The organism is Paenibacillus sp. PvR133 (genome assembly GCF_017833155.1).
GTDB lineage: Bacteria > Bacillota > Bacilli > Paenibacillales > Paenibacillaceae > Paenibacillus > Paenibacillus polymyxa_B.
The window spans coordinates 1290027-1303604 of sequence record NZ_JAFIBS010000001.1; the positions used below are offsets into that span (position 1 = coordinate 1290027).

Below are 13578 nucleotides of genomic sequence, written 5' to 3' on the forward strand. Positions count from 1 at the left end.
AAGGAAGATTCCATGACTCATCCATCTGACTTCATTCCGGAGCAAGAACCCCTAAGCTTAAAAATATCACACACAGACCCCGGGATCCAATCAGCCATCATCCATCGTCTGCTGTTCCATCTGCATCAGGCGCCGAGTCTGCAAAATATCGTCATTATTTGCATCGGCACCGACCGTTCTACTGGAGATTGCCTGGGTCCGCTCGTAGGTACGCATTTATCACGCTACAAAAGCCCTCTGTTTAACCTATACGGTACATTAGAGGAGCCTGTACATGCTATGAACCTGCAAACGACGCTGAATGGCATACAAGCCCGATATGAACAGCCTTATATCATTGGTATAGATGCATGTCTTGGACAAACCTCCAGCGTTGGATGCATTCAGGTTTCAGATGGTCCTCTCAAGCCTGGAGCAGGTGTAAATAAAGAATTACCGCCGGTCGGCGATATCCATTTAACTGGTATCGTTAACGTCGGCGGCTTCATGGAATACTTCGTGCTGCAAAATACGAGACTAAATTTGGTAATGAAATTATCAGATATCATTGCTGGCAGCCTATACTCCGCAATTAAGGAGTGGCATTACCGTTCTGTCCTGCTTGCTGCGCAAGAGTAACGGCTTCTTTTTCTTCAGGTGATAAGGAATAGGTGGATTGTCCCGCTTCTAGTGGCTTGGCATACACATATGAGCCATCTCGGTTATAAATGCCGGTTAATACCATACCATCCTGATTGTCGTCTACAATAGCCAGGGAAAAGCTTAAATCGCTTCCTCTCTCACCAAAGGCATTATAACGTTTGATACCTATATGTCCCTTCAAGCCAGCCAGTTTACTACGTAATGATTTCATACTTGCACGATGGGTTTCCTGCTCATCCTCAATCGTATCCATCTGTACCTTCAAATCAATCAGCAGCGTTTCCAAATTCTCGACACCGCTGCCTGCCATCATGGTTTCATACTTTCGCCGCATCTTCTTCAGCTTTGCACCCTGCACGATAATAACAATCAACAGGATGAGCAAAATAAGCACGATCCCTGCAACGATTCCGGCAAGCTGTTCCATGATTAGTCCATTCAATTCAGCCATATGCTTGCTTCTACTCCTCTACCTCAAAAATCATGTTACTGCATACTTATATTTTATACGTTTGAGAACAGCGAAACAAATAACACAAGGCTATTAGTTTATCCATCAAAACCATTCTAATTCCTGCAATTCCAGACAAAGCAAAGACATATCTCACTTTCCATTTTGCTCAAGGAGACATGTCCATATTTCAACAAACTACTGTAATAGCTCCAGTAATCTTTCCAAATCCTGCTGGCTGTAATAATTCAATTCAATTTTGCCTTTATCCTTATTGTGCTTGATCTTTACAGTTGTTTTAAAGCGTTCACGCAGGGACTCTTCCATATGGTCAATATAGGGGTCCTTTTTTCGTACCTTTGTTTTGGCTTTCGCCTCACCAGGCTTATGATCCAACTGCTGTACAGCTTCCTCCAGTTCGCGAACACTCCACTGCTGTTCAATACATTGCTGTGCTAACTGTTTCACCATGTCTGGATCTTTGAGCCCAACAATAGCTCTAGCATGTCCCATAGACAATGTTCCACGTGAAACATGATCTTTAACTTCTTCAGGCAATGCGAGCAAGCGAAGGAAATTGGCAATATGAGAACGTGATTTTCCCACTTTCATGGACAACTCTTCCTGAGTTAAAGAAAACTGATCCATTAATCCCTGATAAGCTACTGCCACTTCCATTGCATTCAAATTCTCACGCTGTAAATTCTCAATCAGGGCAATCTCCATCACCTGCTGATCCGTAAAATTGCGAACAACTACAGGTATAGTCGGATTCCCACAAAATTGAGAAGCCCGAAAACGTCTTTCCCCGGCTATGATTTCATATCCTCGCAATACACTACGTGCAATAATAGGTTGGATAACACCGTGCTGACGAATGGATTCGGCTAATTCCTTAATGGACTCTTCATCAAACGTTTTTCGAGGCTGGTACGGATTCGCACGCAACTGGCTGAGCGGAATGTCAACAACCTTATCCTCTTCATTGACTGTAAGGGAGGGAATGAGTGCATCAAGTCCTTTTCCCAACCGTTTACTCATAAGATACCACTTCCTTTGCCAACTCAATATATACCTCTGCCCCACGGGAACGGGGATCATACGTAATAATGGACTGGCCATGTGATGGTGCTTCGCTGAGTCTCACATTGCGTGGAATAATCGTCTGATAAACCTTGCTTTGAAAATACTTTTTCACTTCTTCAATCACCTGAATACCCAAGTTCGTGCGGGCATCAAACATGGTTAACAACACACCTTCAATTTGCAATGAGGTGTTCAGATGTTTTTGCACTAATCGCACGGTATTCAACAATTGACTTAATCCTTCCAATGCGTAATATTCACACTGGATTGGAATAATGACTGAATCGGAAGCCGTCAATGAATTGAGCGTCAAAATACCCAGCGATGGCGGGCAATCAATTAATATATAATCATAATTATGCTTAACGAGTTGAAGCGATCTTTTTAATCTCAATTCACGAGAAATGGTCGGTACCAGTTCAATTTCCGCGCCTGCTAACTGAATGGTTGCCGGAATAATATCTAATCCTTCAACCTGTGTACTGACAATAGCTTCGCTAGGATCAACCTCGTTAATGAGTACATCATAAATGCAATTTGCCACATCCGCCTTATTGATACCCACACCGCTGGTTGTATTACCTTGCGGGTCGATATCCACGAGCAATACCCTTTTGCCGAGGGAAGCAAGTCCGGCGCCCAAATTAACGGAAGTAGTTGTTTTGCCTACTCCGCCCTTTTGATTGGCTACGGCTATTATTTTTGACACTTCATTCACCTCATAATTTAATCGGAATCCTGCTACACTCCATGATTGCAAAATGCTCTATGGAGACGTTACTTAGTCCTTAACTTACGGATAACGGCAATTTCAGAATAGAATTGAGTATGCTGCGGTTTTATTCGGCGTTAGACAGAAAAAGCGGCAATTGCTGCCGCCTGTACGCTTCATCCCTTACTTACGTTTGGGAATTTGAATGACAATCTCATAGTGATCCTCATGATCAGATTCCTTGGTTTTGATATCCAAGCCTGAGCCAGACACCATATCAATGGATTGACGTATCGTATTCAGCGCAAGCCGGACATCCTTGGTAAAGGAAATCCGCTTCGATTTCTTATTGGTGGATACTTGTTTATAAAAGGCAACTCGTGCCTCTGTCTGCTTCACATTGAGTTCTTTGGCAATGACTTCATCTAAAACCTTGTACTGTAGTTCTTCGGTCTCTAATGACAATAATGCACGAGCATGACGCTCGGACACCTTCCGTTCCATTAGAGCCTCTTTCACTCTCTCCGGCAGATGAAGCAGCCGTATCTTGTTAGCAATAGTGGATTGGCTTTTACCAAGTCGTTGAGCGAGGCTTTCCTGGGTGAGCTGATGTAGATCAATCAGCTTTTGGTAAGCTACAGCCTCTTCAATCGCAGTTAACCCTTCCCGTTGAAGATTCTCAATCAACGCGATGGATGCAGCTTGTGAATCATTAAACTCACGAACAATGGCTGGAATAGTTTCCATACCCAGCTTGGTGACAGCTCTCCAACGACGTTCCCCTGCTATAATCTCATATTGTCCATTACGGAAACGAACGACAATCGGTTGAATTACACCATGCGTCTTAATGGTCTGGCATAGCTCATCAATCTTCTCGTCGTCAAATATGGTACGGGGCTGATAAGGACTGCTGACAATATCCCGAACTGGAATTTGTTTTATTTCGTCCCCAGTAGATCGCTCCGTCAAACCAAATAGCTTGGAAAATTGTTCTTTCATTCCGTATAATACCACCTAATTTCATAATAGCACCATACTAACAGCGCTTCGTGAAAAACAGTTCCTTACGCGGATCGTAGACCCTTTTATATGAAACAGCGCCGTAAGCGGGTACACTCCACGTACTCCCCTGACATTTGTTGTCCCACTCCCCTATATGTATATCTGAATTCATGGGTACAGGAGCAGTCAACTTACATTAAAACGATTATCTCTATTCTATCACTTTTCCAGCCATAATCCTATCGTCTCTACCAGCTTTTCGGAAGGATAAGAGAATAAATTGTGCATCCTCTTTGATAACTATCATCCATCTTCCTCCCCAAATGTAAACAAGGACGCAGTTAGCAAAGAGTCTTTTATGGAAAGAGTCTATCAGCCATAAAAAAAGTGAATGTTTCACGTGAAACATTCACTTTCTTTCAAACATTTACACTAACGGCGTCTTCAAAGGAGTACCCGGCTTACGTGGATATTTTCGTGGTGTCGCCGCTCTTTTTTCAATAATAATCATATGTCTGGCTGCATCTTCAACAGGTAGCTGGAAGGCCTGAACATGTTTGATTTTTCCCTTTAGCTCTTTCAAGCTGTAGGAAGCTTCCTTGATTTCCTCTGTAGGATCACTGCCCTTCATCGCGGCAAAGTGTCCTCCTTCACGGACAAACGGCAAACAAAATTCATTCAATACTGCGAGACGAGCAACAGCTCTGGCTGTCACTAGATCATAACTATCGCGGTATCCTGGTTTACGCCCCAATTCCTCTGCCCTGCTATGAATCAGTTCAACATTTTCCAGACCCAACTGTTCTACCACATGTGCCAAGAATTGTATACGTTTATTCAACGAGTCTACAATAGTCAACTGAATCTGCGGAAAGCATATTTTCAAAGGAATGCCCGGAAAACCTGCACCTGATCCAATATCAGCTAGGCTTTCCACATCTTTTAACGGTACATAAAAGGCCAGGGAAAGAGAATCATAAAAATGCTTGGTGTACACTGCATCACGCTCAGTAATTCCCGTCAGGTTCATTTTTTCATTCCACTCAACCAGCACACGGTAATATGTTTCAAACTGCTCTAACTGACTGTCATTAATCACAATACTATGCTCTGCCAGCCGCTGCTTAAATTGCTGTTGTATCGCGTCCATTATGATCCCCTTGCTGCCGTTACGCGGTTATAATGCTCCAGATAAACCAGCAAAATGGAAATATCCGCAGGAGTTACACCCGAAATACGGGATGCTTGGCCAATCGACATCGGACGGATCTTTTCAAGTTTCTGCTTGGCTTCAATGGCCAGTCCTTGAACTTCACTGTATACAATATCCTCTGGGAGCTTCTTCTTCTCCATCTTTTGCAGACGCTCAACATGCATCAATTGCTTTTCAATGTAGCCCGCATACTTAATTTGGATTTCCACCTGCTCCTGTTCTTCCTCAGTTAGAGCTATAGGTGAAGGTGAGATTTGTGCTACTTGCGCATAACTGATCTCTGGTCGACGCAGCACCGTTAACAGATTACTGCCATCCTGTATTGGTGCAGATCCGCCTTGCTCCAGCATCTCATTTATATCAACCGGACGAACCTTCGCCAAACGTAAACGTTCAATCTCTTGCTCTACCTTTTGCTTTTTATCCAAAAAGCGCTCGTATCGTTCATCCGTAATTAGGCCAATATCATGCCCGATCGGAGTCAATCGCAGGTCGGCGTTATCATGACGCAACAACAGACGATATTCTGCACGTGACGTCAGCAAGCGATACGGCTCATTCGTACCCTTCGTCACGAGATCGTCAATCAGAACCCCAATGTAGCCTTGCGAACGGTCCAATACGACAGGCTCTTTGCCCTGCACCTTGCGAGCTGCGTTAATCCCTGCCATAATCCCTTGACCTGCAGCTTCTTCGTAACCGGAGGTACCGTTAATCTGACCTGCTGTGAACAAGCCCGGGACTTTCTTCGTTTCCAAAGTAGGCCATAACTGCGTAGGTACCATTGCATCATACTCAATAGCATAGCCATTGCGCATCATCTCTACCTTTTCCATCCCCGGAATCGAACGAAGCACAGCTAATTGCACATCCTCTGGCAAGCTGGTGGACAAGCCCTGAACATAGTATTCAGATGTGTTTTTACCTTCAGGCTCCAAAAAGATTTGGTGCTTAGGCTTATCACTGAAACGTACCACCTTATCTTCAATAGATGGGCAATAACGTGGTCCCGTTCCTTCAATCAGACCAGAGAACATGGGTGCACGGTGCAAATTATCATTAATAATCTGATGCGTTTCTATTGAAGTATATGTCAGCCAGCAAGGAAGCTGTTCATTATCTGAAGACTTCGTTTCATAGGAAAAGAACTTCGGTTGATCATCACCCGGTTGTATTTCCGTTTTGCTAAAATCAATCGTGTCCTTATGCACACGTGGCGGCGTTCCTGTCTTAAATCGAACCAGATCAAAACCCAGCTCTCTCAAATGCTCAGACAATCTCAACGAAGGCTGTTGATTGTTCGGACCACTCTCATACATCAGCTCGCCCATAATGATTTTTCCGCGCAGATAAGTGCCTGTGGTCAGGACAACTGCTTTACTTCGATACTCTGTGCCCGTCTTCGTAATTACACCTACGCAATGACCGTCTTCCATAATCAGCTCTTCAACCATACCTTGGCGTAAGGTCAGATTCGGTTCCTTTTCCATCGTTTCCTTCATCGTATGCTGATAAGAGAACTTGTCTGCTTGTGCACGCAATGCATGAACCGCGGGACCTTTACCAGTATTCAACATTCTCATTTGGATAAACGTCTTATCGATATTCCGACCCATTTCGCCGCCCAGTGCATCAATTTCTCGCACCACATGCCCTTTTGCAGGACCGCCAATAGACGGGTTGCAGGGCATGAAAGCGACCATATCCAGGTTAATTGTGATCATCAACGTGCGACAGCCCATCCGTGCTGCTGCCAAGGCTGATTCTACGCCCGCATGGCCCGCGCCTACGACAATTACGTCATAGTCGCCTCCTTGGTAACCCATACCTTTCTTACCTCCTTATACATTCCGGTCTTCACGCCGAATATGCTCTTGTATATATAACGATAGTAGGCTTATATCAGCCATGCTTGAAAGTTCTATTTGCCCAGACAAAATTGTGAAAATATTTGATCTATTAGCGCATCATGCGCAGTATCGCCTACAATCTCACCCAAATGCTCCCATGCCAGCCTTACATCAATCTGGATCATGTCGATCGGAACAAATTGATCAGCGGCTTCATAGGCATCTACCAGCGATTGCCGCGCCTTCTTCAACAAAGCAATATGCCGTACGTTGCTGACATATGTCATATCCGCTGATTCCAGCTTGCCGCTAAAGAATAAATTCGATATAGCCTGCTCCAGTCGGTCCGCTCCCTCATTTTCCTTCACAGACATCGGTACGATAAGCTCTTCGGGAACATAACGCAGCAACAAATCCCGGTCTACTTGGGCCGGTAAGTCCATTTTATTCATAATGACAATCGCTTGTCTACCGCGGATTTGTTCCATTAATGCCATTTCATCCTCATGCAGTGGTTCGTTGGCGTTAATGACGATGAGCAGCAGATCCGCTTCACTAACCGCCGTTCTCGAACGTTCTACTCCGATCCGTTCCACTACGTCCATCGTTTCACGAATCCCGGCTGTATCCAGCAGCTTGAGCGGAATACTATTAATCGTCACATATTCCTCAATAACGTCACGGGTTGTGCCCGGAATATCGGTCACAATTGCCCGCTCGCCCTGAGCCAATGTGTTCAGCAGTGACGATTTGCCCACATTTGGTCTTCCAACAATCGCTGTGGTCAGCCCTTCACGTAAAATCTTTCCCTGCTCCGCCGTATGCAACAGCCGATCAATTTCCGTCATGACCTGACTGCTTTTATCCTTGATTAAGTCAGATGTAAAAGATTCAACATCATGCTCAGGATAATCAATGTTCACTTCAATATGAGCAAGTGTCTCCACCAAAACATGACGCAAGCGACGAATATTCTGGGACAGTTGTCCATCCACCTGCTTCAAAGCCACCGAAAAAGCTTTATCTGATTTGGAACGAATCAAGTCAATGACACCCTCCGCCTGACTCAGGTCAATACGACCATTCAAAAAAGCACGTTTCGTAAATTCACCTGGCTCAGCCAGACGTATATTTTGCAGCAATAGTAAATCCATCACCCGTTTGACGGCTACGACCCCGCCATGCGTGCTGATTTCTACGACATCTTCTGTCGTAAAAGAGCGTGGAGCCCGCATCACTGTAACTAAAACTTCCTCCACCTTTTCCTGGCTTTGAGGATCTATTATATGTCCATAATGTACCGTGTGAGTTGGAGCCTTGCTTAGAGGCGTTTTACTACGGAACAAAGCCTCCACTTCCGTGACCGCTTCTGGACCGCTGATCCGTACAACCGCAATGCCGCCCTCGCCGACAGCCGTTGCAATGGCAGCTATAGTATCGCTCAGCATAAAGTTTCTACCTCCTATCAAGTAGAAACGACATTGCCGTCCTTCATCAAGGACGGCAGCCGTTTCAGCGAGAAATATAAGAAAAAAAGCAATGGCTTCTGCATCTTGCAGAGAGCCATTGCGTCGGATTATTTTTTAGCAATGACGACGCGCCGATTGGGCTCGTCCCCCTTGCTGTATGTTCTAACCAGCGCATGCTGTTGGAGCTTGGCGTGAATCAGCTTCCGCTCCTGTGACGGCATTGGCTCCAGTACCACTTCCTTGCCATAACGAATAGCCTGGTTCGCCAACCGATCTGCCAAATCCTCCAGCGTTTTTTGCCGACGTGCACGAAATTGCTCGGCATCCAGCACAATTCGGATGAATTTGTCAGAATGACGGTTGGCAACGATATTCGTCAGGTACTGTAATGCATCCAATGTCTGTCCTCTGCGGCCGATCAACATACCGAGCGACGGACCGGAGATATCCAGTGTACTTTCATCCTTGCGGTGGCGGACATCAACTTTAACGTCCAATCCCATTCCTGCTGCTGTTTCACGGATGAAACGCACCGCCTCTTCATAAGGATCTATATGTCCCGAAGGTGCTCCCATGTTCATCTGTGCTTCCTGTGCAACAGGCCCAGTTTCTTCTGATAAAGCCAGTCCCACGCTAGAAGGTGCTTGAGCCGATACATGAGGTTCAGCCGCGTGTGTGGTTTCAGGAGACGGCTCAGAGAGCAGCGTAAGCTCCACCTTCGCCTTCTTGACCCCGAGCCACCCCAGGAATCCTTTTGACGGCTGTTCCAACACGCTTACGGTTACCCGTTCACGGCTTACTCCCAGCTGGGAGAGTCCTTGTCTTACAGCATCTTCAACGGTTTTTCCTGATGTCACGACTTTGGTCATCTCGACTTTTTAGCCCCCTTCGTGTTTTTGCCACTTTTTTTCTTACTATTGGAGGAACCTGTTTTCGCGAGACTGGCTGTTTTCACATTCGCCAGTGCTGCTTCTTTATCCTTATTCCGATAAAGGAAATAGTTTTGAATGATCGTGTAAATATTACTGTAGAACCAGTACAACGGCAAAGCGGATGGGAAGTTGTACGACATGAACAGAATCAGCACCGGATAGACGTACAGCAAAAATTGCATTGGTCCCTGCTGCGGCGTCGGATTCATTTTCATCATCATCCAGGTTTGGACAAAAGTCGTAATCGCTGCCAAAATCGGCAGGATAAACAAGTGATCCGGTTTACCTAACTGGAGCCACAAGAAGTCATGATCCCGCAATGCCGAGTTATAATAAATGGCATTATAAAGCGCGATGAAAATTGGCATCTGTACTACCAAAGGAAGACAGCCAGCCATCGGGTTGACCTTATTTTCCTGGAACAACTTCATCGTCTCTTGCTGGACTTTTTCAGGCGTATCCTTGTACTTCGCTTGAATTTCTTTTAATTGCGGCTGAATGGCCTGCATAGCTTTGGAACTACGTACTTGCTTGAGTGTAAGCGGCAAAATAATGGTTCGCACGATAATCACCAGAATCAGTACGGCCAGGCCATACTCTCCAGAGAACCATTGGGCAAATGTATCTAACGCATACGAAAACCAGTAAACGACATATCTTTGCCAAAACGATCCATTGGCCAAGTCTGCCGTCGTGTAAGAATTGTGGGCCGTCTGAGCACATCCGGACAGCACAGCAACAAGTGCCAATAAGGCAATCAGGAGGAACCATTTTCCTCGTTGAGTCTTCAAACGCGACACTTCATAACCCCTTTCTTAACCAATCCATTCCAACGTAAATCATACCATATCCTGTAGGACAAAGATACTGACTATCGGCGTGAAGACTTGAGCAGCGAGGCTTTGCGTAGAACGTGCAGCACGCTTTTCTCCAGCTCTTGATACGACATTGTAACCGCACCCTTACGAACGATAAAAATCAGGTCAATCTGCTCCACCAATTCATGCTCATGATGGCGCACAATTTCCTTAACGATTCTGCGCATCCGGTTGCGAACTACTGCGTTGCCGATCTTCTTGCTGGCCGAAATTCCGACGCGGAACTGCTCTACCTCTCTGCGGCGGAACCAGTACACCACAAACTGATGGTTGGCAAAAGATTTGCCATGGCGGTATACGCGCCCAAAGTCCGCCCGGTTTCGTAGACGCAATTTTTTTTGCACGGCGCTTCTCCTTGCTCATCTCTTTTACACATGTCGGTAAGCTAACCTTTACCTTTTATATAGTAAGAAGTATGGACAACATTCCAACATGGTAATCTCGCTTATTTTATATCCGTTTTCAAAAGCTTCATCTAATATAGGACAGGATGCTGGACTTCTCCCTCTTCTTTCACTACATTTTTTACAACAATAAAAGAAGGAATCCGATCCCTGAATACCTCAATTACGAAAAAAAAGACCACCGTAGTGGTCTTTATGCACGCATTACGCACTCAATACTTTTCTACCTTTTTGGCGACGAGCTGCCAAAACTTTACGGCCATTCTTCGTGCTCATTCTTTTACGGAAGCCGTGAACTTTTTTACGTTTGCTGACATTCGGTCTGAAAGTCGGTCTCATTGTGCTGCACCTCCTTACAAGGAATACGTTTTATATGGAATATACCTAACGTAGCAATCTCCACAAAAAACACCTTTGTACATTTAACCACAAATAGCGGCCAAAGTCAATGTACTTGTGAATCCTCTCCCTCTTTTTCGCATTCAGGAAGCCTCCTCCCCTTCCTCCCGCTCACTCACTTCACTCTTTTATCCCCTTACTTCATAAAACTTCTTTCACCTCTCCCTCCATCATCAGCATTCTATTTGTCGTTTTCGCTCCTCCAAAAACGGTTTTTTACATTTATTCATTCTGTAACTTGAATCCATCCTATTTTCAGATCGACGTTATCAGGTTCGTTCAAAAATAATGTCGGAAACGTTACCGGAAATTTTCAACAGAAAAATAAGCCTCTGTGACCAAAAGGCAACGGCTGTTATACACAGATCCACAAAAAGAACTGAATTGTGATTTAAATGGTCATAACCTGTGCATAACATTTTAGAGTAAAAAAGAGTTATTGTCGAAAACTGAACAAATTATAAACAATATCTTGTGTTGTGAATAAAAATTGTACACAACAGATTGAATTTGTGGATAAATAACCACCAGTCATTGAAATACAAGGCTTCTTTTGCTATGATGATATTACTTTTGAATGTGAATATGTTGTTTTACCCTCCATATTATCAACACCCTGTGGATAAAGTTGTGAACAAGTTCAATTTATCCATCTTTTTATTTTTGTGCGGATTCGGGATTCTGGGGATATATTCTACATTTTTCATTTGATTTCGACATATTGCAGTCCCGTTTTGGCCTGCGGGATCAAGAGAACGGATCGTGCCGCACATTCCCTCCTGAGAAATATCGCCTTTCTTCTGCTGATCAGCAGCGGAATTTCCATTAGCTATTTTTCAGGGTCATTTTGTGCTGCGTTCTCTCACCACACTGCCGCATGATTTAGGCGGCGGTATGTCTTTTTATGGCCTTCAACAACATTTTTGGGATTTAGGCGTTTTGCCGAAGCGCCGAGAGCAGCTCTCTGCAGCTTAATTCGGTAAAATGTCAGGATTTAAAAGGAGTGACGTCTGTGGACAGCCATACCTCTGAACTATGGCAGCAAATTCTATCCATCATACAAACCAAGCTGAGTAAGCCGAGTTACGACACTTGGTTTAAGGCTACCAAGGCAGCGAAACTAAATGACCACTCCATTGTGATTTCTGCACCGACAACTTTTGCCGTGGAATGGCTTGAAAGCCGCTATACCAAGCTAGTCGGAGCAACGGTTTATGAAATTTTGGGCAAACAACTAGAGGTCAAGTTCGTTATTGAAGAGAACAAGCCCGCCGAGGTCGACCTTCAGCAACAACCTCAGCAGCAGCCGGTCGTTCATGAAGAAGCTGTGTCCCATATGCTGAATCCCAAATATACATTCGATACATTCGTCATCGGATCGGGGAACCGTTTTGCCCATGCGGCATCGCTGGCCGTCGCCGAGGCGCCGGCAAAAGCTTACAATCCGCTGTTTTTATACGGTGGTGTGGGGCTGGGGAAAACGCATCTGATGCACGCTATCGGACACTATATTTTGGAGCACAATCCGACCAGCAAGGTCGTTTATTTATCGTCGGAGAAGTTTACGAATGAATTCATTAATGCCATCCGGGACAACCGCGGGGAAAGTTTCCGGAATAAATATCGCAACATTGATATTTTGCTCATTGATGATATTCAATTCATTGCGGGCAAGGAATCGACGCAGGAGGAATTTTTCCACACGTTCAACGCCCTTCATGAGGAACGCAAGCAGATTATAATCTCAAGCGATCGGCCGCCTAAAGAAATTCCAACGCTGGAAGAACGGCTGCGCTCTCGCTTTGAGTGGGGACTTATTACGGATATTCAACCGCCGGATCTGGAGACGAGAATTGCTATTCTTCGGAAAAAGGCGCGGGCGGAGAACCTGGATATTCCTAATGAGGCCATGATGTATATCGCTAATCAAATTGATACAAACATCCGTGAGCTGGAAGGGGCGCTTATTCGCGTTGTCGCTTATTCCTCCTTAACCAATCAGGATGTCACAAGTCATCTCGCGGCTGAGGCGTTGAAAGATATTATCCCGTCCAGTCGTCCAAAAATGATCACGATTCAGGATATACAGCATCAAGTCGGGGAATTTTACAATCTACGGCTGGAGGATTTTAAAGCGCGTAAGCGGACGAAGGCTGTAGCTTTTCCACGACAGATTGCCATGTACCTGTCTCGTGAGCTAACCGACTATTCTTTGCCAAAAATCGGCGAAGCCTTCGGTGGGCGTGATCATACGACTGTCATTCATGCGCACGAAAAAATCTCCAAAGCCATTCAAGTGGATCAGGATCTGTTTAAAGTTATCAACAGCCTAATAGAAAAAATCAAAAATCCAACCTGAATAAGTTCAGAGCCTATACACAATTTATACACATGTGGATAGGCTTCATTTTATTAGGGTTACAGTGACTTATCCACATATTCAGTGCGCCTATTACTATTACTAATATATTTTAAAGATATACATCACCTAAATAAGGCCCGCGTCAACGCGTGCTTGAAGGATTAAAACCCGTAGG

Annotated in this window: 13 protein-coding genes; 2 read left to right on the forward strand and 11 right to left on the reverse strand. The window is 44.9% G+C overall.

Features of this window, described 5'->3' with window-relative positions; genetic code table 11:
• The first annotated feature begins 12 nt into the window (after window positions 1-12).
• Window positions 13-618, forward strand: a complete 606-nt coding sequence (gene yyaC / locus JOE49_RS05770) for a spore protease YyaC (protein ID WP_023991150.1) — start codon at window positions 13-15, stop codon at window positions 616-618.
• Here the strand turns inward: yyaC and JOE49_RS05775 are convergent.
• From JOE49_RS05775 to rpmH, 11 genes are all read right to left on the reverse strand, one after another.
• Complete coding sequence (locus JOE49_RS05775; RefSeq protein WP_023991151.1) at window positions 572-1093, reverse strand: DUF4446 family protein; 522 nt, start codon at window positions 1091-1093, stop codon at window positions 572-574. The genes yyaC and JOE49_RS05775 overlap by 47 nt on opposite strands.
• Window positions 1094-1291: 198 nt before the next feature.
• Entirely contained in the window at window positions 1292-2134 is an 843-nt protein-coding gene (locus JOE49_RS05780; protein ID WP_013312809.1) for a ParB/RepB/Spo0J family partition protein, read from the reverse strand.
• A complete protein-coding gene (locus JOE49_RS05785; RefSeq protein ID WP_023991152.1) occupies window positions 2127-2888 on the reverse strand; it encodes a ParA family protein in 762 nt (253 codons plus the stop codon). Before JOE49_RS05785 ends, JOE49_RS05780 begins: the two co-directional genes overlap by 8 nt.
• Before the next feature lie 186 nt (window positions 2889-3074).
• Window positions 3075-3893 (reverse strand): nucleoid occlusion protein, encoded by an 819-nt coding sequence (gene noc, locus JOE49_RS05790; RefSeq protein WP_013312811.1) that lies wholly within the window; start codon window positions 3891-3893, stop codon window positions 3075-3077.
• A 430-nt stretch (window positions 3894-4323) separates the two neighbouring features.
• On the reverse strand, window positions 4324-5046 hold the full coding sequence (rsmG, locus tag JOE49_RS05795; protein WP_028540983.1) for a 16S rRNA (guanine(527)-N(7))-methyltransferase RsmG: 723 nt from the start codon (window positions 5044-5046) through the stop codon (window positions 4324-4326).
• On the reverse strand, window positions 5046-6935 hold the full coding sequence (gene mnmG, locus JOE49_RS05800) for a tRNA uridine-5-carboxymethylaminomethyl(34) synthesis enzyme MnmG (RefSeq protein WP_028540984.1): 1890 nt from the start codon (window positions 6933-6935) through the stop codon (window positions 5046-5048). Before mnmG ends, rsmG begins: the two co-directional genes overlap by 1 nt.
• Window positions 6936-7030: 95 nt before the next feature.
• The gene (gene mnmE / locus JOE49_RS05805; RefSeq protein ID WP_013312814.1) at window positions 7031-8407 is read right to left on the reverse strand and encodes a tRNA uridine-5-carboxymethylaminomethyl(34) synthesis GTPase MnmE; all 1377 of its coding nucleotides are present in this window, start codon (window positions 8405-8407) and stop codon (window positions 7031-7033) included.
• Between the two features lie 128 nt (window positions 8408-8535).
• A complete protein-coding gene (jag, locus tag JOE49_RS05810; RefSeq protein WP_209940723.1) occupies window positions 8536-9297 on the reverse strand; it encodes an RNA-binding cell elongation regulator Jag/EloR in 762 nt (253 codons plus the stop codon).
• Window positions 9294-10160: a YidC/Oxa1 family membrane protein insertase gene (locus JOE49_RS05815; RefSeq protein ID WP_023991157.1), complete on the reverse strand. Its 867-nt coding sequence runs from the start codon at window positions 10158-10160 to the stop codon at window positions 9294-9296. Before JOE49_RS05815 ends, jag begins: the two co-directional genes overlap by 4 nt.
• Window positions 10161-10231: 71 nt before the next feature.
• On the reverse strand, window positions 10232-10582 hold the full coding sequence (rnpA, locus tag JOE49_RS05820; protein ID WP_013312817.1) for a ribonuclease P protein component: 351 nt from the start codon (window positions 10580-10582) through the stop codon (window positions 10232-10234).
• Between the two features lie 264 nt (window positions 10583-10846).
• Window positions 10847-10981, reverse strand: coding sequence for a 50S ribosomal protein L34 (rpmH, locus tag JOE49_RS05825; protein WP_007433250.1), 135 nt, complete (start codon window positions 10979-10981; stop codon window positions 10847-10849).
• A gap of 1072 nt (window positions 10982-12053) precedes the next feature.
• Here rpmH and dnaA point away from each other — a divergent pair.
• Window positions 12054-13400, forward strand: coding sequence for a chromosomal replication initiator protein DnaA (gene dnaA / locus JOE49_RS05830; protein WP_209940724.1), 1347 nt, complete (start codon window positions 12054-12056; stop codon window positions 13398-13400).
• Window positions 13401-13578 lie beyond the last annotated feature (178 nt).

Coding starts and splice junctions, on each gene's coding strand:
- mnmE (WP_013312814.1), bottom strand. CDS start 8,407: ATGCTGAGCGATACTATAGCTGCCATTGCAACGGCTGTCGGCGAGGGC.
- yyaC (WP_023991150.1), top strand. CDS start 13: ATGACTCATCCATCTGACTTCATTCCGGAGCAAGAACCCCTAAGCTTA.
- JOE49_RS05780 (WP_013312809.1), bottom strand. CDS start 2,134: ATGAGTAAACGGTTGGGAAAAGGACTTGATGCACTCATTCCCTCCCTT.
- rsmG (WP_028540983.1), bottom strand. CDS start 5,046: ATGGACGCGATACAACAGCAATTTAAGCAGCGGCTGGCAGAGCATAGT.
- JOE49_RS05775 (WP_023991151.1), bottom strand. CDS start 1,093: ATGGCTGAATTGAATGGACTAATCATGGAACAGCTTGCCGGAATCGTT.
- noc (WP_013312811.1), bottom strand. CDS start 3,893: ATGAAAGAACAATTTTCCAAGCTATTTGGTTTGACGGAGCGATCTACT.
- jag (WP_209940723.1), bottom strand. CDS start 9,297: ATGACCAAAGTCGTGACATCAGGAAAAACCGTTGAAGATGCTGTAAGA.
- rpmH (WP_007433250.1), bottom strand. CDS start 10,981: ATGAGACCGACTTTCAGACCGAATGTCAGCAAACGTAAAAAAGTTCAC.
- mnmG (WP_028540984.1), bottom strand. CDS start 6,935: ATGGGTTACCAAGGAGGCGACTATGACGTAATTGTCGTAGGCGCGGGC.